The sequence below is a fragment of the Methylococcus sp. S1M genome, from assembly GCF_051295855.1.
Classification (GTDB): Bacteria; Pseudomonadota; Gammaproteobacteria; order Methylococcales; family Methylococcaceae; genus Methylococcus; species Methylococcus capsulatus.
The window spans coordinates 393,062-413,137 of record NZ_JBPDXO010000002.1; the positions used below are offsets into that span (position 1 = coordinate 393,062).

Consider the following 20,076-nt stretch of genomic DNA (forward strand, 5'->3'; position numbering starts at 1 on the left):
TCCCTCGAAAAATGGTCTTCAAACGGTGACGTAGAATCATCCTCACCCTGGAAAGGAAGACGATGGAGAATCCCGAAGCAGGGATATCCGGCCGGCCAGCAGCGCGTGGAACGGCTGCGGCGTTTCCGGGTCACGACTCGAAGCACGACCTTCCGGAGCGCAACCTCACTCCGACCGGGCCGAATCAGGTCCGGAGCTCGGACATCACCTACCTGTGGACGGGTGGAGACCGGCTGTATCCGGCGATCACCCCGGACCCGTTCAACCGGGAAGTCGTGGGCTGGTCACCGAAGCCGCGCATGACGGCGGACATCGTGACCGATGCGCTGACCATGGCGTGGTTCCGACGAAAGCCGGCAGCCATCGATCCTTCCTTCGGATCGGGATCGCCGATATGAAGGCGATGGCGTTTTACCACCGCAAGCGGTGGCACTCGACTTTGGGTTACGAATCGCCAGAACAGTTCACGCGGGGCGGGTCAAACTGCATCGGGGGCGGTGTTCCCCCGAACGATGCCAGGCTCTTCTTCCCCGAACGCTACTTGGAGGCATCCGCTCCTTTCTTGGCGGGCAGACCGGGAACCTCTCCCGATTCCAGGAGTCTGGCCGCCTCGGGATTCGAACAGACGTCGGTCTTTAGGACCTGCTCGATCCTGGCGATTTTCGCCTTGAGCGCCTCGTTCTCCGCCTTTTGCTTTTCTATCTGCTCCTGCAGGCTCGGCCCGTCCTGTGCCGCTACGCCCGTACCTGCCAACAGGGCCATTGCCAGCACGGCCGGATATCCGATGCTTTTCTTCATTCCACTTCGAGTTCCAGTTTTTTCGTTCATTTGCCGCGCACCAGATCGACTTCCCGCTCCAGCTCCTTCAATCGCCGGTCCAGCTCGGCGCGCCTTTTGTCGAGTTCGGCGCGGGGTGACATCGTATCCGCCTTGAGCAGATCGAGCTGGTTCTGGACGCTCCTGATCTCGCGGCTCAGGTCCTTCTTCTTCGTCCTGGATCGAGCCGCCTTGGCGTTCAGGGCATCGATGTCGCGCTGTAGGCCCGCGTATTCCTCTTCGGCGGCCTGCCGCTGAGCGTCGCTTTCGATGGCGGCCTGGTTCGCCTGCGCGTACGCGCTCTGCAGGCCGGCCTGGGTCTGCTGCTCCCGGCTGATGGTGGACTGCATCTGCTGCTGCCGCTGCCCGTAGCTGCCGCTGGCCGAACAGCCGAGGCCGCGGAAGAACCCGCCCTGGCCGGGATCGCAGTCGGTGGTGGCGCAGCCCGAAACCCAGACAGCGAGCGCCGCCGGCAATACGATGCCTGGCCGGGAATCGGAGAACGGTCTAACCGACACGGTCCACACTCCGCAGTTGGGTGAGCGTATTCAGTTCCGATTCGAGCGTCTGGATCTGCTGTTCCTTACGGGCGAGTTCCTCCTGTGCGATGTTCGCCAACTGCGGATCGGCATTGTGCGCGTTCATCGCGATCGCCGCATGCTGCTCGGCCAGGCGCTTCTTGGCGCTGCCCAGCGTCGCCTGCAATTGGGACCGGCTTGCATCGAGATCGGCCAGCTGGCCGGCGGCCTGCGCGCGGCTGATCCGCCCGGCGGCGATGGCTTGGTTCAGCTCCGCGACCCGCGCCTTGTTGTCCTCCACGACTCGCTGGGCGACGGGAATCAGTTCGGCGAGCGACTGGTTGTCGCGGCGGATGTCGATGATGACGGCGTTCAGCCGGTCCTCTTCCCGGGCATAGTTGTTCTGGAGATTGCCCATGTAGCTCCCCGCGGCACAGCCTAAGGCGGCGCCCGCGAGCAGACCGGCCACCGCGCCTTTCCAGTCCCTGCCGATCAGGCCGCCCGCCAGGCCACCGACCGAGGCGCCAGCGACGCACCCCTCCGCCAGGGTCCGGTTGTAGGCCTCGGAAAGCTGCGCCAGGCGCGCCTGGCTGGAGCTCCCGTAGGTTTGCCGGTAGCCTCCGGTACCGGCACAACCGGAAACGAGCAGCGCCGGGATCAGCGCAGCGGCGACCAGCCGCCGCCCTGCCGGAGGCAGGGGGAAGAGACCAGTCCCTTTGGGAGATTCGGGAACCCGCACACCACACCCGTTCATTTCTTGTTCAGCGCTTTGCATTCGTCGAGCCAGGCACGCTGCCGGACCACCGGCTTGTCACGGTACGCTGCCAGTTGCCGGTAATAGGTATCGGCGTAGCCGAGCAAGGCCTGGTAGTTTTTCAATTCCAGCTCGGTTTTCAGGACCTCGAACTGTTCGCCCAGTACCGGTCCGTCATAGATCGCCGCCGAGCCCAGAATCGTTTCGGAATAGTACAAGAGATTCTCCGTCAGGGCAGCACGGTCGCCCTTCAACTGCTCGCGGCGGGATTTGACGCCCGGATCGTCCGCGCCGAACGCCGCCTCCCGCTGCTTGAGCAGGGTCTCCGCGGCGTCGACCCATTTCCCGTCCGCCCCCATCTTCTGGCAGAGGAAGGCGCCCAGGCGCAATGCCGCCTTGGCCGCCAGCTTGCGCTGGTCGTCGCGTTCCTGGATGGTGACTTTGAGCCGGTTCTGGACGTTCCTGAGCCGGTTCTTCATGTTGGCGTCCTGCGCCGCGTCGGAGATCACCCCCAGCTCCGCGACCGGGTCGTCCAGCCCCTCGGGCTCGATGGATTTGGGCTGGCCGGGCGAGGCTTTCGGCGCGATCGCCGCCGAGCCCAGTTTGTCCCAGCTCTCGCGCAGCGACCTGAGCTTTTCGCGGGAGGATTCCACCGGCACCGTCATGACCAGCCGGAAGCCCGTGGTCTCCGCCCGCCTCGGCTCGCCTTTGACGTAGAACGGCACCTCGATGCGCTGGGCGGTACGCACCTCGGCCTGCGGCGTGAAGTAGTTGCCGCCGCGCACCACGAAGCCGCCGGCCTGGCCGTGGAGCCGGTCGAGCCGGTTCAAGCGATAGGGCTCGAACACCATTTCGTCCGCGTTGCCGAGGACGTCATGCAGACCCAGCGGGTTGGGCCTGAGCATGCCGATGGGCTGGGGCTTGCCGTTGGCCGATTCGGTGCCTTCGAACCAGACGTAGCGCACCATTTCGTCATCCATCGGAAACGTCCGCTCGCGGAACTGCGCGACCGGCACGGCGAGACCGCCGCGGGCGGCGAACTCCCACTCCACCTCGGTCGGCAGGCGCAGGAATCCGGGCTGCTGGCCATCCTTCGGCAGCTTGTCCGCAGCGTTTTTCAGCAGCCATTGGCTGTAGCGGTCGGCGAACGCCATGGCCTCCAGCCAGGTGACGTTGGTCTGCGGCAGCCGCTGATCGTCCGCCGGAGGCTGGCATTGCGATCCCAGAGCGGCGTACTGGGCGCGGTTCACCTCGTATTTGCCGATGAGGTAGAAGCGGGTCTTGGCGTCCTGGTCGAAGCTCCCGGCGATCTGGGCCGGACGCGGGTGCTCGGCATAGGCATGGTCCGCATCGTCCCCGCCTACGACGATGCCGTAGTCGTCGAGTGGCCCCTGGTTGGGGATCAGCGCCTTGCGGAAAACCATGGCGCCACCGCAGGGCATGGGAAAAATCACATCGCCTTCCGCCGGTTGAGGATTGAACAGACTCCCTGGCCAATCCGCGGCCGCGTTTAACGAAGCAGCGATCAGGAAAAGCGAACCGATGAGCCGCCGTTGCAATGCCGTGATCACTCCACCCACCTCGTCTCACTCCCGAATTCCCAAGGTCCCGCCGTTCCATTTACCATGCGCCGTCCTGTCCGACCACCCTCTGTCCCGATGAGCCGTTATCGCACCGCCCCCCTGGCCACCACCGAACTGCCACCCGGCATTCCCTTCATCATCGGCAACGAGCTGGCCGAGCGCTTCAGCTACTACGGGATGCGGGCGATCCTGGTGGTGTTCATGACCCGGTATCTTGTGGATGCGGCGGGCAACCCGGCGCCCATGCAGGAAGGCGAGGCGAAGGGCTATTTCCATTTGTTCGTGTCGCTCACCTATTTCACGCCGTTCCTCGGTGCGCTGCTGGCCGACGGCGTGCTGGGCAAGTACCGCACCATCATCGCGCTCTCGCTGGTCTATTGCCTCGGGCACTTCGCCCTGGCCCTGGACGACACCCGGACGGGCCTCCTGCTGGGGCAGTCGCTGATTGCACTCGGCGCCGGTGGCATCAAGCCCTGTGTTTCGGCGCACGTCGGCGATCAGTTCGGGCAATCCAACCGGCATCTGCTGAGCCAGGTCTTCGGCTGGTTTTATCTTGCCATCAATCTGGGCGCCTTCGTGTCCATGTTGTTGATTCCCTGGCTGCTGGAACGCCATGGCGCCTCCGTCGCGTTTGCCGTGCCCGGCCTCCTGATGCTGATCGCGACCCTCGTTTTCTGGGCGGGGCGCCACCGCTTCGTGCATATTCCGCCCGGGGGCATGCGCTTCATCCGGGAAGCCTGGAGCAGCGAAGGGCGGCGCGGAGTGGGCCGGCTGATCGGCGTGTTTCTCTTCATCACCATGTTCTGGGCGCTGTTCGACCAGACCGGCTCGTCCTGGGTGCTGCAGTCCCAGCGCATGGACCGCGTGCTGTTCGGCCACGCGATCCTGCCTTCGCAGATCCAGGCGGCCAATCCCTTGCTGATCGTACTGCTCACGCCCTTCTTCCACCACCTGCTGTACCCGGCCCTGGCACGTCTCATACCGATGACCGCGCTGAACAAGATCGCGTTGGGTCTGTCGTTCACCGTGCTGGCATTCGCCCTCGCCGCCTGGATACAGATGCGGATCGACACAGGATTGAAACCCTCCATCGGCTGGCAACTGCTGGCTTACCTGCTGCTGACCTCGGCCGAGGTCATGGTGTCCATCACCTCGTTGGAGTTCGCCTACACCCAGGCACCGCTGACCATGAAGTCCTTCGTCATGGCGCTGTACCTCGGTGCCGTCGCGCTGGGAAACCTGTTCACCGCCTTGGTGAACTTCTGGATCGAACGCTCGAAAACGCCGTGGCTGGACGGTGCCGGCTATTTCTGGTTCTTTACCGGGCTCATGCTGGCCACGGCGCTCGGCTTTTTCGCCTACAGCCGGAACTACCGGGAAGAATTGCATTTGCAGACGGAACGGTGAACGGTCGTCATTTGACTTCCGCCGCGCCTTCTCCGCGCGGATCGCTGGCGGCACTCAGGCGGTTGCGTGCCCGGTCCCACTGCACCGCTTGCATGTCGCCGTAGCGGTACCCGGTCGGCTTCAGGGCGTGACCGCGGCTCTCCAGGCCCCGGATGTCGTCCGCCGACAGCCCGCCGGGCTCGTACTCCACGACATCGGGCAGGTATTGATGATGGAAACGCCCGACAGAAACCCAGGATTCCGGCCCCCGCCCTTCGGCGAAATCGAGCACGGCCAACAGCACCATGGAGATGATCCGACTGCCGCCGGGTGTTCCAAGTACCGCGGTGCGGTCCTTCGTTTCCAGGAAAGTGGGCGACATGCTGGAGAGCATGCGCTTGCCCGGCGCGATGGCATTCGCGTCGCCGCCGACCAGACCATAGGCGTTGGGCCTGCCGGGTACGGTCGCGAAATCGTCCATTTCGTCGTTGAGAAGAACCCCCGTCCCGGGCGGCACGAAGCCGGAGCCGAAACTGTCGTTGATGCTCAGGGTGGCGGCGACCAGATTGCCGAGCCGGTCGATGACGGAGAAATGGCTGGTGTTGTCGCCCTGCCGGGCCGGCTCCGGTACCGTACCCAGAGCCGCGCTGGGCAAAACGCGGTCGGGCCGGATGGCGACGCGCAGCCCTGCGGCGTAGTCCGCACTCAACAACCGGCTCAGCGGCATCTTCACGAAAGACGGATCGCCCAGATAAAGGTCGCGATCGCGGTAGGCGCGGCGCTCGGCTTCGATCACCAGATGCTTGCGCGTCGACGCATCCATGCGGGCGAGATCGTAACCGGACAATATGTTCAGGGCTTCCAGCAGGACCGTGCCACCGCTGGATGGCGGGGCAGCGCTGGTGATCCGGATGCCACGGTACATGCCCCGCACCGGCGCCCGCTCCACCGCGCGATAGCCCGCCAGGTCGCCGGCCCGCCAGATACCGCCGGCATCCTTCACTCCTTGCACCAGGAGCCGCGCCGTCGTTCCGCCATAGAATCCGGCATGGCCGAACCGCGCGATCCGCCTGAGGGTCTGGGCCAAATCTTTCTGAACCAGATGAAATCCGGGCTGGGGCGCCATCCCCTGATCCAGGAAAATGGCACGTGCGGCGGGTGATTGCCGTAAGGCCGACTCGCGGTCTTTCGCCGCTTTCGCGTAGCGCTGGCCCACGGCGAAACCGTTTTCGGCATGGCGGATGGCGGGCGCCAGGGACTTGGCCAGAGGCAGGCGCCCGTAGTCCTCGGACAGCCGCACCAGCGCCGCGGGCAAGCCCGGAATCCCGGCTGACAGCGCGCCGTCCAGCGAGGCGCGTGGGCGGGGCTCGCCGCGGACATCCAGGTACATGTCGGGCCGGGCGGCAAGCGGGGCGGTCTCCCGTCCGTCCAGCATCACGGTCTTGCCGTCGGCCGCCCGGCGCAGCAGCCAGAATCCGCCCCCGCCCATCCCGGAGCTTTGCGGCTCCACCACCGCTAGTGTTGCGGAGATCGCGATCGCGGCGTCGAACGCATTGCCGCCCTGATCCAGGATTTCGAACCCGGCCTGCGTGGCCAGGGGATGGGCGCTGGCGATGGCGGCATGGCCGGGTCCGCCGGCCGCCTGGGCGGTGCAAACCGCGGCCGCGAGCAGCAGGCATCGAGCGAAAGCCGAGGCGACGGGCTGCCAGCCGGGAAAGTCCCACCCCCCTCCGTGGTGGATCGCATCGACGCGTCTCACGGTAAGCCTTACGTCGGATGGCATACTCCCGCCCCGGTTCACCGTCAGCCGCCGGTTCCGGATCACGTATCCCCCGCCGTTTGCGCCCAGCCGGGGAGCGTATCGGTACCGGCCGGGCAGTTCGTCCCGCTGGGATCCGGTTCCTGGATCACGACGCCTCCCGGCCTTCTTTTCAGTTTCCCCGCAAGCCGGCTGTACACCAGAATGGCGCCGGAATCGACGACGGTCGTACCGGTATGGCTGGCATCGCAGGCCAGCACGACCTTGCCTTTCCTGACGATCAAACCACCGCTGCCGGAAACCGGCCCGTTGAAGACCACGGCCCCCGGCGGCTTGCCTGCAACCGAAATTTCCGTCTTTCCTTGCAGGACGACCGGCAGATTGGTGTTGAAACCATTCGGGAACGGCAACTGGCCCTGCGCGGAGATTTGCGGAGACAAACGGGCGGAAACGCCCGCCGCCGCCCCGTTGAGTTGCAGCCCCACATAACCGCCAGTACCGTCATACAGAAAATTGAAGGCATTGAGCGCACGGACGCCGGTATTGACGAACGCACCACTCATCCGGTTCTCCGACCAGCGTCCCGACTGCAGCGGCGACCAGGTCACCGTGGCCGGGGTGACGGGATCCTGTGCATCCGAGACGCTGAAACCGTATCCCACGGCACCCTTCGAATCGAGCAGGGATACCTCCAGAGTGGCGGCCGTCAGATTCCCGGACGACGGGTGCGCCGGCAAGGACAGCAGCATGTCGTCGATGCCGGTATCCAGGACGGCCTGCCCCACCGGGTAGGCGGTTCCATTCAGCGTGACGGATCCGGTCGGCGCCTGCCAGTCCGGGGGACTGCCGGGAACCTGCTCGAGCCCGGTGGGAATCAGCTTCTGAAAGGCGAAATCCGAGACCGACACACCCGCCTGACCGGCGTTCGCGGTGTTCGCGGCCGTCAGCCCCAGTTGCACCCCTTGCGGCGTGAGGATATAGCCGGCGCGCATCGAACCGCTGCGCATGCCGTCCAGGTTCAGGAAAGGATTGAACTGCTGGTTCCAGCGGTCATTGTTCGGAGTGTCGCCGTGGCCGGTCCGGTCGAAGCCGATCCCCATCATGGTGGTGTGCGTCGACGGCTTGGTCACCCCGGGGTCGGTGCAATGATTGGGGAAAATCTCGCCGGCCGGGGCCGCCACGCAGGTCTCGGTCTCCACCACCAGGATCGGCAGCGTGGCCTGAGCAGGCAACGCGGCGCCGGTCTGACCATCGAGGGCATCCGGAAAAGTGATCCGGGTCTCTATCCACCGACCATTGAGCCGATTCCTGCTGCTCCAGTAAAAGATATGGCCGGGTCTGCCTTTCGTCGGAAAATCCGGTGGCAACAGATCGCGGCTGACAGCGATACCGCGCGAGCCGGTATCGAGCTGGAAGGTTAGGGTATTCCCCCCTATCGTCGCGTTCATTCTCAACTCCGCCGGCATGCCGGCCGATCCGAAGGGGACGGGAGAAGCATAAGGAACGGTGAACGATTGGATGTAACCGTCGTAAAGATTCCAGCCCAGCGGGGCCGCCTGACCGACGGCCCAAAGCGCCGACATGACGAAAGCGAAAACAGATGCCGATGAAGGTTTCATCAATCACTCCTCGGGAACCGATGGTTACTCCTGGACAACCGGTTAGGTCACCGCGCCGACACCGCGGGGTTGAATCCGGACACGAACCCAAGCCCCCGCAGGATAGGCTCACTGGATGTCTATCTCTTCACTGGCCGGAATCCCACCACGCCATGCTCCACATCGAACATGACGTCATAGTAGGTATACAACATCAACCCGGTATTCATATATCCCGACCACGTCGGCCCGCCATCGTTTCCGCGCACGCTGGCAGAAACCTGGTTGACAGTCGCCTTCTGCCCGGTGAGAAGATAAAAATCGAGATCGTGGCCACCCGGAACCATCGTCGCCGCGCTGATCGTCAGACGCACTTTCGGTTTGAAATCTCCGGTATAGGGTACAGTGCTACCCTCCGGGTTGCGAAGAAACCGAGAGTCGACATATAAATCATCGTTTTGCCAAATGGTCGTCGCGGGCGCGCCGGTGTCGAGGGTCAAGCCAACGTTCGAAAACGCTTGGCCATTGCCATCGCTGGACTTGCCATACTCCCATGACAGATTCGCATAGGTGATCTGCTCGCTCCATGTCGGCATGTCGCCGACCGGAAAATTCGGATACGGCGGACAAGCAGAAGAAGGGGCCTCCGGCGCCCCACCCGCATCCACACAGGTCGGATTCATCGGCAACTGCGTGGTGAAGGTGGCCAGCTCCTCATCGGCAATGCCGATCGTCAATGTCGGTTTGGATTTTCCCAGCGGACCCACATGGACGATAAAACCGTTGGTCAGGCCGGTTTGCGGCAACTGAGGGAGGACGGAATAGACGCCGGCGGACTTATCGGCCGTCATTATAGGGAAAAGCGCCGCACCGAAGTCACCATAGAAATGCCCGAACAAGGGCGGCTTACCGGTCGCCAAGGCCTTATACCAGGCCTTGACCTTCTTCGGCTTTTTCTTGTCCGCGAAGGCTGTAATCTGGGCGACGCCGACCGGAGCCGCGGATTCACACTGTTTGGCGAATCCGGATCCCTGGGGTCTATACAGCGCCACCACAGTATCCACCAGATTGGCCGTGTACTCATTGCCAGACGTATAGGCTATCGAAAGCGCATCGGTCTGGACAGTTTCGTAATTTCCCCACCACTGCTCTTTATTTTTCGGTGGCGTAGGCGTATACGCCGCCCAGAATCCCGGACCGCCGGTATCGAATTCGTACAACTGGGGCGCGCCGCCGCCGAGCCCGACATGGATGCCGAGCTTATACTCCGGGGGTTTTCCAGAACCGGCATTGATGTCGATGAGCTTCAACGGTACGACGCAAGGCGCGTCCGCTTGGGCGACCTGTGCCGCCAGCAGGCCAGCGCTCACGATCAGCAATGAACAAAGGTTTTTCGAATTTGCATTATCGGCCATTCTCATATCTCCTTATGAACTCAAATAAAAACAGACATTCACATATCGGAGAGCCTGCTGTGCCTCCTGGCTTCCGGCATATATTCATCGATGAAAAGATCGTTTCACCGCCCAAACCGTCTTCCGGGTGGATTGCGATACCAACGAGTTTATTCTCGACGTAACGGACGAAAGGCCGCGCCCTCATCGGCTCGTATGGACATGGTTGATTATTGAAAGTTCTGCTTTTTTTGTGCCGTTTAATTACTGCATAAATTGCGCCATTCCCCGACTCGAGAATGCGAACGCGATGGCAATGAGCCAAATCAGGGCATGCAAGGCAATGATCGCTCTGAAAACGACCTGGAACCGCGGCTTCCTGAGCTTGTGCCGATATTCCCGCTGGGCGATCAGGGCACCCGGCCAGCCGCCGAACAGGGCGAAGAGATGCAGGTAGGTTTCAGGCACGCGCCAGTGCCCGGTGATCGAGGAACGCTTGTCCAGACCATAGAGGAAAAGCGTGATGGCGCTGATGAACACGTACATCAGGAGAGGAACGGGGTTGCCGACGCTCCACAGCAGCCAGGTCGACAACAGGAAGGGCAGGCCGATGACGCCATTGACGTAGGGCGAGCGTTCCAGGGGTTTGACCTTGACGGGACCGAAACGCGGCATGGCGTACTTGACCCCCTCGATTGCCGCATGCCGCAGCCGCTCCCGACCGTCGGCCTCGGTCTCGATGCGGTAATGCACGATGTCTCCGACCTGGGGCCGGCGGCTCATGCCCTTTTTGAAAGCGCTGATGTGGATGAAGAGATCGTGGTCACCCGCGAAAGGGCGGATGAACCCGAACCCCTTTTCATCCCGCCAGACCACCAGTTCACCGACCTGGAATGGCGATAGCTTCCCCATGTGCGCACCCTGCCCGATTGTTTTCATCATGCGGCCCTCCCCCGTCAGGCCGGAAGCTCATTGTAATCGGTCGAGCAGGAGAAAAATCAGCGCGGCACTTCCCGGTTGATCATCCAGTAGACGACGGGGACGACCCACAGGGTGAACAGGGTGGAAGCGAAGATGCCGAAGATGAAACTCCAAGCCAAGCCGGAGAAGATCGGATCCAGCGTGATGACGAAGGAGCCGAACATGGCGGCTCCGGCGGTGAGGAAGATCGGTCTGAGGCGAGTGGCGCCGGCTTCGACCAGCGCATCGAACAGAGGCGTGCCCCGCTCCCGGAGGCGTTCGATGAAGTCGATGAGAATGATGGAATTGCGCACCACGATGCCGGCCAGGGCGATCATGCCGATCATGCCGGTGGCGGTGAACAGGATGGGATTGTCGTAGCCGGCCACTGGCGAAGTGAACAGCAGGTTCAACAGCCAGAATCCCGGCATGATGCCGATGATGGTCAGCGGAATCGCCACCATGATGACCAGCGGCATGCCGAGCGAACCGGTCTGGGCCACCAGCAGTACGTAGATCATGACCAGCGCGGCGCCGAACGCCAGCCCAAGGTCGCGGAACACGTCGACGGTGATCTTCCATTCCCCTTCCCCGGCCAGGTCGACCTTGTAGCCCGCAGGCAGCGGCTTGGCCTCCTCGATGTCGCCCCAGTCCAGCACCGCTTCGACCGGCGTGCGGCCCGCCATTTCGGCGGTGACGTAATTCAGCCGGAGCAGATTCTTGTGGTAGATGGTGCGGTCGGCCTGGTCCTCGACCAAAGTACCGAGTTCGCCCAGCGGCACCAGGCGGCCGTCCGCTCCCCTCACCCCGAGCGTCATGAGTTCGGCCAGGGACGAGCGCTCGGCGCGCGGCAGGCGGAGCACGATCTCGAGCGGCTCCCGTTCCCCCTGCACATGCACGGTGCCGACGGAACGCCCGGCCGTCGCGGCCTCCAAGGCTTCGGCCAACGCCGCCACGCTGAGCCCGTTGAGCGCCGCTTTGTCGCGATCGACCCGGTAGCGGATCAGGGTCTTGGGCTCGTCCACCAGGTCGTCGACATCGACCATGCCGGCGATGCCCGCGACATCGTCCCGCACCCGTTCGGTCACCCGGTCCAGCTCGGCGGGCTCGGCATCCAGCGGGCCGTAGACTTCGGCGACGAAAGTAGAGAGCACCGGTGGCCCGGGCGGGGTTTCCACGATCTTGGCCTTGGCTCCGAAGCGCGCGGCGATGCGCTCCACCTCCGGGCGTATCCGCAGCGCGATCTCGTGCGACTGCTGCTCACGCCGCTCCTTCGGCAGCAGACTGATGCGGATTTCGCCGACGTAGCCGCCGCGGCGCAGGTAGTAATGGCGCACCATGCCGTTGAAATCCATGGGCGAGGCCAGACCCACATAAGTTTCGAAATCGGTGATTTCGTTGACCCGCGCCAGGTATTCGCCCAGCGCCCGCGCCACCGCATCGGTGCGTTCGAGGCTGGCATCGCGGGGCATGTCGATCACCAGCTGCAGTTCGTTCTTGTTGTCGAACGGCAGCAGCTTCAGCGGCACCACCCGGGTCACGGCGAGCAGGCTCGACGCCACCAGGGCGCCGACCATCAGCCAGATGAACAACTTGGCGCGTCCGGGCTGCAACACCAAGGCGCCGAGGGTGCGGCGATAGAACCTGTAAATGGGGCTGTCCTGCAAGGCATACGCGGCCCCGCCCGTGCCGTATTCGCTCTTCAGCAGGTAATAGCTGGCCCAGGGGGTGACGGTGAAGGCGACCAGCAGCGACATCAGCATGGCGACCGGCACGTTGAAGGCCATCGGCGCCATGTAGGGCCCCATCATGCCGGTGATGAAGAACATCGGCAGGAACGAGACGATGACGGTGAAGGTCGCGAAGATGGTCGGCGGCCGGACTTCGTCGACGGCGGTGATAGCGGCCTCCAGGGGCGGTTCGCGCCGCAGCTTGAAATGGCGGTAGATGTTCTCGACGTCGACGATGGGATCGTCCACCAGAAGCCCCAGGGAGAGGATCAGGGCGAACAGGGTGACGCGGTTGATGGTGTAGCCGAACACGAGGTCGAACAGCAGGGTGATACCCAGCGTCATCGGAACCGCCAGCGCCACGATGAAGGCCTCCTTCGGCCCCAGGGCGAAGGCCAGCAGCACGATGATGGTGACGATGGCGATGAAGAGATGCTTCACCAGCTCATTGACCTTGTGGTTCGCGGTCTCACCATAATCGCGCGAAATCGTCACGGTCACGTCTTCCGGGATGAGGGTGCCGTAAAGACCCTTCACCTCCTCGATGACCCGCTCGCTCACGCTGACCGCGTTGGCGCCACGGCGCTTGGCGACCGCGAGGGTCACGGCCTGGCGCTCCTCGCCGGGGCGGGCGGCGGCGGTTTGGCCGACCGACCGGCTGTCCGCTGCTGCGGCGCCGAAGCCGATGCGGGTATAGCTCTCGACCTCGGCCGGCCCGTCGATCACCTCTGCCACCTCGCGCAGGCGCACCACCCTGCCGTCACGGTGACCGACGGCGGTGTCCGCGACCTCGGCGGCGGAAGCGTAATGCGGGCCGGCTTCCAGGTCGACGCGGCGATCGGCGCGGTCGAAGCTCCCGGCTTCCAGCTTGACGTTGGCGCCCCGTAACGCCTGCATCAGGCCGCCGATGTCCAGACCGTGGGCCGCCAGCCGCGCCGGATCCGGATGGATCCGCACCGTCCGCCGCTGACCGCCGACCACGTAGATGCGGCCGGTATCCTCCCGGGAAGACAGCTTGTCCTTCATCTCGTCGGCCAGACGCCGCAGCGTCGCCGCATCGTACAACGGATTGGACGAGGACAGGGTGAAGGTGAGGATGGGGACGTCATCTATCTCCACCGGCTTGACCAGCCAGGACTCGACGATGGAAGGAATGGCGTCCTTGTTCGACATCAGCTTGCTCCAAACCTTGAGCAGGCTGTCCTCGCGGTCTTCACCGACGTAAAAGCGCACCGTCACCATGGCTTCGCCGGCACGGGAGGCAGAATAGACGTACTCCACCCCGTCGATCTCCCGCAGCCGGCTCTCCAACGGCGTCGCCACCAGCTTCTCGACCTCCTCGGCCGAGGCCCCCGGCGCCCTGACGAAGACGTCCGCCACCGGCACCACGATCTGCGGCTCCTCTTCCCGAGGCGTCAGCAACAAGGCCGCCGCCCCGAGCATGAAGGAGGCGATGAGGAAGACCAGGGACAGCTTGGAGGTAATGAAAATGCGGACGATCGCCGCCGTCAGGCCCCGTTCGTCGTTGGGTTTGGCCATGCGGGTTCTCCGGAATGGTCAGGGGCTCGGAATCTGGACGGTGTCACCCGGCTCCAGCCCCGCCAGGACTTCGAGCTGGCCATCGTGGAACCGGCCGGTACGGATGTGGCGCAGTACGGAACGGTCCTTTTCGACGAGGCGCACGCTCTCGATCTGGCCGATGCGCGTCACGGCGGCCGCGGGAATCAGCAGCACCTCGCGCTGGCCGCAAGGCAGTTCCACACTGACATAGGCGCCCGGCTGCCAGGTCGCGGCATCGGGCAGGCGCGCCTTGAACCAGACCGTACGGGTGGCCGGATCGGCGGCGGGGGCGACTTCGTCCACCTCGACCGGATAGACCTGCTCGGGCGAGCCGCCCCGTGCCGTCAGCGGGGCTTCGGCCCGCAGCGCCCCCGCGCAGCGCTCGGCGACCGCGCCCTCGATCCGCAGCCTGCCGCTTTCCTGCACCGTCAGCACCGGCATGCCGGGCATGGCAGTGTCGCCCCGGTCGAGTTCGCGCGACACCACCGTGCCATCCACCGGCGACTTCAGTTCGGTCTCGCCGAACAGCGAACCGGCCTCGGCGATGGCATCCTGCGCCGCCTTCACCTGGGCGTTCGCGGCGCGGGCGGCGGCCTGGGCCGTTTCCAGTGTCTGGCGGGTGGCCGCTTCCTTGGCATAGAGGCTTTCGCTGCGGATCAGCTCGGCGCGGGCCCGCACCGCTTCGGCTTCGGCCGCGGCAAGCTGCGCCCTGGCCTGGCCGAGCCGGGCACCCAGCTCCTTGGCTTCCAGCCGCGCCAGGACTTCGCCCCGCTGCACCCGGTCACCCACCCTGCGGGTGATCTCGGTGATGCGTCCCGCGACCTTGGGCGAGATGCGGGCGACGACCCGGGCGGACACGGTGGCGGGCCAGGCGGACGTCTCCGCGATGGTCCGCGGCGCCAGTGTGTACGTCTGCCCCCTCACCGGTTCGGCCTGCTCCTCGGCCCGTAGCCCCGGCGCCGCCTTGCCGACGAAGCCGCCCTCCATCCAGACCAGCATCAGGACCAGGGCCGAGACGGCCATGGCGGCATACGACAGTGTCTTGCGGGAGTTCGAACCGTGCGCTTGAGCGTGCATTGCTTTGTTCCTTCTATCTCTATCTAGCGCCAGAAACCCGAAGCCTTCTTCAGATTCGCCTCCGCGACCTCCACGGCATAGCGGGCGGCGATGGCGCGGGTCTGGGCCTGGGCGCGGTCGGCCTCGGCTTCGAGATAACGCGTCACCGTCGCCGCGCCTTCCCGGTATTGTTCGTGCACCAGCCGCAGCGCTTCCTCCGCCGACTTGGCGCCTGCTTCCGCCGCGTCCTTGCGCGACAAGGCTTCCTCGAGCTGCAAATAGGCCTTGCGTACTTCCTCTTCGATTTCCAGCCGGGTGCGCGTTTCCAGCGCCTGGGCTTCGGTCAGTCGCTTCTCGGCGGCGGAAATCCGGGCCGTGACCGCGCCGCCTGCATAGAGGTCGAGTTCGGCGCTGACGCCCAGCGTGACGTTGCCCTGCTCCGTGGAGAAACCCGGCGTCCGACTGTTCTGACCGTAGGCTGCAAAGGCGTTGACCCTGGGCAGCCGTGCGCCCCGTTCCATGTCGAGCTCGTGCTGACGCAGGGCGACCTGGCTGGTGGCCGCCTGCATTTCCGGCCGCTGCGACAGCGCCTGGGCCAGCACTTTTTCCATCCTCTCCCGGCCTGCGGCACCGTTGGCGGCCGGCTCCACCGCCTCCAGGCTGGCCACCGTTTCGCCACCGAGCAGGGTTTTGATGGCGGCGCGGGCGAGTTCGACCGAGTTCAGCGCGTGGGTTTCGTTTTCGCGGGACTGCGCCAGCCGAACCTCCAGGGAGAGCACGTCGGACTTGAGGCTGGAACCGGCCTGATGGCGGTGACGCGTGTGTTCGAGTTCACTGGTGACCGCTTCCACCGATTTCTTCGAGACCTCGACCTGGCGCGGGGCCTCGAGCAACGCGTAATAGGCCGCGGTCACCGCCGCCGCCAACTGGTTGCGCAGAGCCGAGTGCTCCAGTTCCGCCACTTCGACGCCCAGTTCGGCCGCCTTCTTGCGGTAGTAGTCCTGGCCGCCGCGGAAGATCGACCAGGTGGTGAACACCTCCGGGCGGAAGTTCTCGACATAGCCCGGATGGTTGATGTTCATGCCGAAATTGAAGCGGCGCTGGGCTACGACATAGGAGAACGCCAAGGCGGGGTTGTCCGAATAGTCATAACCGACGCGCGCGGTGAGACGGGGATAGAACGCCGCGGTGGCTTCCTCGACGCTGGCCTGGGCCTGGCCCAGCCGGGCCTCGGCGGCATGGATGTCGGGATTCCTTTCCCAGGCGAGCTCGATGGCTTGCTGCAAGGTCAGCCGGGCACCGCCCGAGGTAGCGGGAAATACCGGCGGACTCCCCAGTACCCATGCCAAGAAGACCGGAGAAAACCACATCCGGAAACGGGCAGACCTGATTTCTGTCGAATTCATGGGCGCGACGCTGCGTGTCGATGTCGACGGTTCCCGGCGGGAAACTCCTTGAATGAATGATAGCCAGTTCCACCGCGTGGAACTACCGGCCCCCTTGCCCGATCCGGGCTTGCCTTGAATTTTAGCATTTGCTAATATTCTCGACAAGCGGTCGGTATACGAGCAGAATTTTCAACCGATCGTCGACAGCGTTGCCCAACAACACCATCAAGTACGCAGAAGGACTGCGCGGGAGGAAAAACGCAATGGCTCGAATCGTCATACTCGGCGCCGGCATCGGCGGTATCCCCATGGCCCTGGAAATGAAGCACCTCGCCCGCAAAAAACAGGACGAGGTGGTGCTCATCTCCGACAGCCCCACTTTCCACTTCGTCCCCTCCAATCCCTGGGTCGCGGTCGGTTGGCGTAAACCGGAGGACATCAAGGTCGAACTCGCCCCCATGCTGAAGAAGCGCAAGATCGAGTTCATCCAGCAGAAAGCGACCAAGGTCGATCCGGCCAACAACCGCATCGAACTCGCCGACGGCAGCTCCGTGAACTACGATTTCCTGGTCATCGCCACAGGCCCCCGCCTCGCATTCGACGAAGTGCCGGGCTTCGGCCCGCATGGCCACACCCAGTCGGTGTGCCACGTCGATCACGCCGCCGAAGCCATGGAATTCTGGGACGGCTTCGTCAAGGACCCCGGTCCGGTCGTGGTCGGCTCGGTACAGGGCGCCTCCTGCTTCGGCCCGGCCTACGAATACGCCTTCATCGCCGACACCGACCTGCGCCGCCGCAAGATCCGCGACAAGGTGCCGATGACCTTCGTCACCTCGGAACCCTACATCGGCCATCTCGGCCTGGGCGGGGTGGGCGACTCCAAGGGACTCCTGGAAAGCGAGTTGCGCGACCGCCACATCAAGTGGATCACCAACGCCAAGGTCGACAAGATCGAGGCCGGCAAGATGTTCGTCACCGAAGTCGACGACGACGGCAAGGAAAAGAAGAAGCACGAACTGCCGTTCAAGCACTGCATGATGATTCCGGCCTTCACCGGCGTCGACGCGGTGCGCGGCATCGAGGGGCTGGTGAACCCACGCGGCTTCGTCATCGTCGACGAATATCAGCGCAACCCCACGTTCAAGAACGTTTACTCGGTCGGCGTCTGCATCGCCATTCCGCCGCTGGAGCAGACGCCGGTACCCACCGGTGTACCCAAGACCGGTTACATGATCGAGTCCATGGTCACCGCCACCGCACACAACATCCGCGAGCAACTCGACGGCAAGGAGCCCAGCTTCAAAGGCACATGGGCCGCACTGTGTCTGGCCGACATGGGCGACACCGGCGCCGCCTTCATCGCCCAGCCGCAGATCCCGCCGCGCAACGTCACCTGGGCCAAGAAAGGACGTTGGGTGCACCTGGCCAAGATCGCCTTCGAGAAGTACTTCCTCCGCAAGGTGAGGAAGGGCATCAGCGAGCCCATCTACGAGCGCCTGGGCCTCAAGGCCCTGGGTATCGTCCGCCTGAAGAACTGAGCCTTTCCGTCCCCGGCGCCCGTCCGGGCGGGCGCCCCCTCCCGAATCCCCGCCCATGACCAACCACGAATCCCTTCCGCTCTCCATCGCCATCCTCACGGTTTCGGATACCCGCACCGAAGACGACGACAGCTCCGGCAGGGTACTGGTCGGACGCCTCACCGAGGCCGGTCACCGGCTGGCCGAGAAATGCATCGTGCCGGATGACATCTACCGCATCCGGGCGGTGGTCTCCCGGTGGATCGCCGATCCCGACATACAGGTCGTCATCAGCACCGGCGGCACCGGCGTGACCGGCCGGGACGGCACCCCCGAAGCCGTATCGGTGCTGTTCGACAAGACCCTGGACGGCTTCGGCGAAGTGTTCCGCGCCATCTCCTATCAGGAAATCGGCACCTCCACCATCCAGTCGAGGGCCATCGCCGGCGTCGCCAACGGCACCTACATCTTCGCCCTCCCCGGCTCCTCCGGCGCCTGCCGCACGGCGTGGGACAAGCTCATCCGCCAGCAGCTCGACCTCCGCACCCGCCCCTGCAACCTTGCCGAACTGATACCGCGGCTGGGGGAAAAATAGGCGAGAAACCGGGCATCCGGTCTCCTCACCGTCGGACCCATTCCCGGCAAATCGACGCGGACGATCGCATTGGCTTAGACTGAACTCCCGGGCACGGACCGCGCCCGGCTTGCCGGCCGAGGAGCCGGTAAGGCGTCCGGGACCACCGCTTACCGCCGAGAGCCAAGCCCATGAAATCCGCCGAGCGCCTGTTTCCCGCCGTCAGGCCGAGAATCGCGGACACCTGCAAGGTGCTGAAACTGCTGGTCCTGGTGCTGGTGCGCGAGTACCGCGAAGGGGGAATCAGGCATCGGGCGATGAGCCTGGTCTATACCAGCCTGCTCTCCTTGGCGCCGCTGCTAGCGGTGAGCTTCTCGGTGCTCAAGGCGTTCGGCGTACACAACGAGATCCAGCCGCTGCTCCTCGAAATGCTGGCGCCCCTGGGCGAAAAGGCGAGAGAGGTCCGATAACGTCATCGGCTTCGTCGGGAACATCCAGGTAGGCGTTCTGGGCTTCGTCGGCTTTCTGATGCTGTTCTACACCGTGGTGTCGCTGCTGGAGCAGATCGAGGACAGCTTCAATCACATCTGGCGGGTGTCCAGGACGCGCCCGCTCTACCGCCAGTTCAGCGACTACCTCAGCATCGTCCTGATCGGCCCGGTACTGCTGTTTTCCGCGATCGGCATCGCGGCCTCGATGAGCAGCATGGAAATCGTACGGCGGCTGATCGCCCTGGAGCCCTTCGGCACGGCCTACTATCTGGCCGGCATCGTCCTGCCCTATGTGCTGATCGTCGCCGCCTTCGCCTTCGCCTATTCGTTCATACCCAACACCGCGGTGAAGTGGCGGCCCGCGCTGGCGGGGGGGGCTGTTCGCCGGCCTGAGCTGGAAAGCGACGGGCTTTCTGTTCACCGCATTCACGGTCAATTCCGCCCATTACAGCGCCATCTATTCCAGCTTCGCCGTCATCCTCCTGTCCATGATCTGGCTGTACCTCAGTTGGCTCATCCTGCTGCTGGGCAGCGTCGTCTCCTTCCATGTCCAGTTTCCCCGCTATCTCGGCTACGGCGGACGGCGGCCCCACCTGAGTCCGCAGTCCCAGGAGCGCCTCGCCCTGCTGCTCATGATCCTGATCGGGCGAAGCCATGCGCGCGGCGAAGCCGCCGCCTGCACGCTGCCCGACCTGGCGGATCAGGTGAACCTGCCCTGGGAAGCCGTGGCGGACCCGCTGGAATGCCTGAAACGGCACGGCCTGCTGTTGAGCCTGAACGGCGAACGGAAAGCTTACGTTCTCGCACGGGACACCGATGCGATCCTGTTGAGCGAAGTGGTGGAGGCGGTTCGAACCGCGGGCGACCAGCCGGCCCTGACTCTTCAAGACGAACCCGACGCCGTCCGGGAAATCCTGGCCGCCATCGACCGCAACCCGGAAACGACTCTGGGAAACCGCAGCTTGCGGGACGTCGTCCGGATGAGCGGATAG

General features: G+C 64.4%; 16 protein-coding genes and 2 pseudogenes. 7 read left to right on the forward strand and 11 right to left on the reverse strand.

The features are described 5' to 3' along the window. Window positions 1-69: 69 nt before the first annotated feature. Window positions 70-359 (forward strand): annotated as a pseudogene (locus ACSHWJ_RS05405) (DDE-type integrase/transposase/recombinase); the annotation flags it as partial. A gap of 178 nt (window positions 360-537) precedes the next feature. Here the strand turns inward: ACSHWJ_RS05405 and ACSHWJ_RS05410 are convergent. From ACSHWJ_RS05410 to ACSHWJ_RS05425, 4 genes are read right to left on the reverse strand one after another with little or no spacing between them, the layout of a single operon-like run. Then, window positions 538-798, reverse strand: coding sequence for a hypothetical protein (locus ACSHWJ_RS05410; RefSeq protein ID WP_432539388.1), 261 nt, complete (start codon window positions 796-798; stop codon window positions 538-540). Between the two features lie 26 nt (window positions 799-824). Further along, the gene (locus tag ACSHWJ_RS05415; RefSeq protein WP_432539387.1) at window positions 825-1,334 is read right to left on the reverse strand and encodes a hypothetical protein; all 510 of its coding nucleotides are present in this window, start codon (window positions 1,332-1,334) and stop codon (window positions 825-827) included. Then, window positions 1,324-2,088, reverse strand: a complete 765-nt coding sequence (locus ACSHWJ_RS05420) for a glycine zipper 2TM domain-containing protein (protein ID WP_432539386.1) — start codon at window positions 2,086-2,088, stop codon at window positions 1,324-1,326. Before ACSHWJ_RS05420 ends, ACSHWJ_RS05415 begins: the two co-directional genes overlap by 11 nt. Then, on the reverse strand, window positions 2,085-3,512 hold the full coding sequence (locus ACSHWJ_RS05425) for a formylglycine-generating enzyme family protein (RefSeq protein ID WP_228370180.1): 1,428 nt from the start codon (window positions 3,510-3,512) through the stop codon (window positions 2,085-2,087). Before ACSHWJ_RS05425 ends, ACSHWJ_RS05420 begins: the two co-directional genes overlap by 4 nt. Before the next feature lie 234 nt (window positions 3,513-3,746). On the opposite strand from ACSHWJ_RS05425, the gene ACSHWJ_RS05430 reads away from it, so the two are divergent. Continuing rightward, window positions 3,747-5,078, forward strand: coding sequence for a POT family MFS transporter (locus ACSHWJ_RS05430; protein WP_435920140.1), 1,332 nt, complete (start codon window positions 3,747-3,749; stop codon window positions 5,076-5,078). A gap of 7 nt (window positions 5,079-5,085) precedes the next feature. Here the strand turns inward: ACSHWJ_RS05430 and ggt are convergent, their stop codons facing one another. From ggt to ACSHWJ_RS05465, 7 genes are all read right to left on the reverse strand, one after another. Then, entirely contained in the window at window positions 5,086-6,840 is a 1,755-nt protein-coding gene (ggt, locus tag ACSHWJ_RS05435; protein ID WP_432539384.1) for a gamma-glutamyltransferase, read from the reverse strand. A 38-nt stretch (window positions 6,841-6,878) separates the two neighbouring features. Further along, window positions 6,879-8,435: a hypothetical protein gene (locus ACSHWJ_RS05440; protein ID WP_249385286.1), complete on the reverse strand. Its 1,557-nt coding sequence runs from the start codon at window positions 8,433-8,435 to the stop codon at window positions 6,879-6,881. Window positions 8,436-8,554: 119 nt separating this feature from the next. After that, a complete protein-coding gene (locus ACSHWJ_RS05445) occupies window positions 8,555-9,829 on the reverse strand; it encodes a hypothetical protein (RefSeq protein ID WP_218812213.1) in 1,275 nt (424 codons plus the stop codon). 243 nt (window positions 9,830-10,072) lie between these two features. After that, window positions 10,073-10,750 carry a DUF1294 domain-containing protein gene (locus ACSHWJ_RS05450; protein ID WP_017366422.1) on the reverse strand — a complete coding sequence of 226 codons (678 nt, stop codon included), beginning with the start codon at window positions 10,748-10,750 and terminating at the stop codon, window positions 10,073-10,075. Window positions 10,751-10,806: 56 nt separating this feature from the next. Next, window positions 10,807-14,037 (reverse strand): efflux RND transporter permease subunit, encoded by a 3,231-nt coding sequence (locus tag ACSHWJ_RS05455; RefSeq protein ID WP_218800390.1) that lies wholly within the window; start codon window positions 14,035-14,037, stop codon window positions 10,807-10,809. Window positions 14,038-14,055: 18 nt separating this feature from the next. Next, window positions 14,056-15,135, reverse strand: a complete 1,080-nt coding sequence (locus tag ACSHWJ_RS05460) for an efflux RND transporter periplasmic adaptor subunit (RefSeq protein WP_432539383.1) — start codon at window positions 15,133-15,135, stop codon at window positions 14,056-14,058. A 23-nt stretch (window positions 15,136-15,158) separates the two neighbouring features. Beyond that, the gene (locus ACSHWJ_RS05465; RefSeq protein WP_218798055.1) at window positions 15,159-16,520 is read right to left on the reverse strand and encodes a TolC family protein; all 1,362 of its coding nucleotides are present in this window, start codon (window positions 16,518-16,520) and stop codon (window positions 15,159-15,161) included. Window positions 16,521-16,765: 245 nt separating this feature from the next. Between ACSHWJ_RS05465 and ACSHWJ_RS05470 the strand changes: the two genes are divergently transcribed. The 5 genes and pseudogenes from ACSHWJ_RS05470 (at window position 16,766) to ACSHWJ_RS05490 (ending at window position 20,076) form a co-directional block, all read left to right on the forward strand. Beyond that, complete coding sequence (locus ACSHWJ_RS05470) at window positions 16,766-18,040, forward strand: NAD(P)/FAD-dependent oxidoreductase (RefSeq protein ID WP_010961392.1); 1,275 nt, start codon at window positions 16,766-16,768, stop codon at window positions 18,038-18,040. A gap of 55 nt (window positions 18,041-18,095) precedes the next feature. Further along, window positions 18,096-18,614, forward strand: coding sequence for a molybdenum cofactor biosynthesis protein B (gene moaB / locus ACSHWJ_RS05475; RefSeq protein WP_218800391.1), 519 nt, complete (start codon window positions 18,096-18,098; stop codon window positions 18,612-18,614). Window positions 18,615-18,784: 170 nt separating this feature from the next. Then, window positions 18,785-19,063, forward strand: a complete 279-nt coding sequence (locus ACSHWJ_RS05480) for a hypothetical protein (RefSeq protein WP_256992982.1) — start codon at window positions 18,785-18,787, stop codon at window positions 19,061-19,063. A gap of 58 nt (window positions 19,064-19,121) precedes the next feature. After that, window positions 19,122-19,388, forward strand: a pseudogene (locus ACSHWJ_RS05485) (YhjD/YihY/BrkB family envelope integrity protein); the annotation flags it as partial. Between the two features lie 109 nt (window positions 19,389-19,497). Continuing rightward, window positions 19,498-20,076, forward strand: a complete 579-nt coding sequence (locus ACSHWJ_RS05490; protein ID WP_371129696.1) for a YhjD/YihY/BrkB family envelope integrity protein — start codon at window positions 19,498-19,500, stop codon at window positions 20,074-20,076.

Coding starts and splice junctions, on each gene's coding strand:
- ACSHWJ_RS05440 (WP_249385286.1), bottom strand. CDS start 8,435: ATGAAACCTTCATCGGCATCTGTTTTCGCTTTCGTCATGTCGGCGCTT.
- ACSHWJ_RS05480 (WP_256992982.1), top strand. CDS start 18,785: ATGAAATCCGCCGAGCGCCTGTTTCCCGCCGTCAGGCCGAGAATCGCG.
- ACSHWJ_RS05455 (WP_218800390.1), bottom strand. CDS start 14,037: ATGGCCAAACCCAACGACGAACGGGGCCTGACGGCGGCGATCGTCCGC.
- ACSHWJ_RS05445 (WP_218812213.1), bottom strand. CDS start 9,829: ATGGCCGATAATGCAAATTCGAAAAACCTTTGTTCATTGCTGATCGTG.
- ACSHWJ_RS05410 (WP_432539388.1), bottom strand. CDS start 798: ATGAAGAAAAGCATCGGATATCCGGCCGTGCTGGCAATGGCCCTGTTG.
- ggt (WP_432539384.1), bottom strand. CDS start 6,840: ATGCCATCCGACGTAAGGCTTACCGTGAGACGCGTCGATGCGATCCAC.
- ACSHWJ_RS05430 (WP_435920140.1), top strand. CDS start 3,747: ATGAGCCGTTATCGCACCGCCCCCCTGGCCACCACCGAACTGCCACCC.
- ACSHWJ_RS05465 (WP_218798055.1), bottom strand. CDS start 16,520: ATGAATTCGACAGAAATCAGGTCTGCCCGTTTCCGGATGTGGTTTTCT.
- moaB (WP_218800391.1), top strand. CDS start 18,096: ATGACCAACCACGAATCCCTTCCGCTCTCCATCGCCATCCTCACGGTT.
- ACSHWJ_RS05425 (WP_228370180.1), bottom strand. CDS start 3,512: ATGGTTTTCCGCAAGGCGCTGATCCCCAACCAGGGGCCACTCGACGAC.
- ACSHWJ_RS05420 (WP_432539386.1), bottom strand. CDS start 2,088: ATGAACGGGTGTGGTGTGCGGGTTCCCGAATCTCCCAAAGGGACTGGT.
- ACSHWJ_RS05450 (WP_017366422.1), bottom strand. CDS start 10,750: ATGATGAAAACAATCGGGCAGGGTGCGCACATGGGGAAGCTATCGCCA.
- ACSHWJ_RS05460 (WP_432539383.1), bottom strand. CDS start 15,135: ATGCACGCTCAAGCGCACGGTTCGAACTCCCGCAAGACACTGTCGTAT.
- ACSHWJ_RS05470 (WP_010961392.1), top strand. CDS start 16,766: ATGGCTCGAATCGTCATACTCGGCGCCGGCATCGGCGGTATCCCCATG.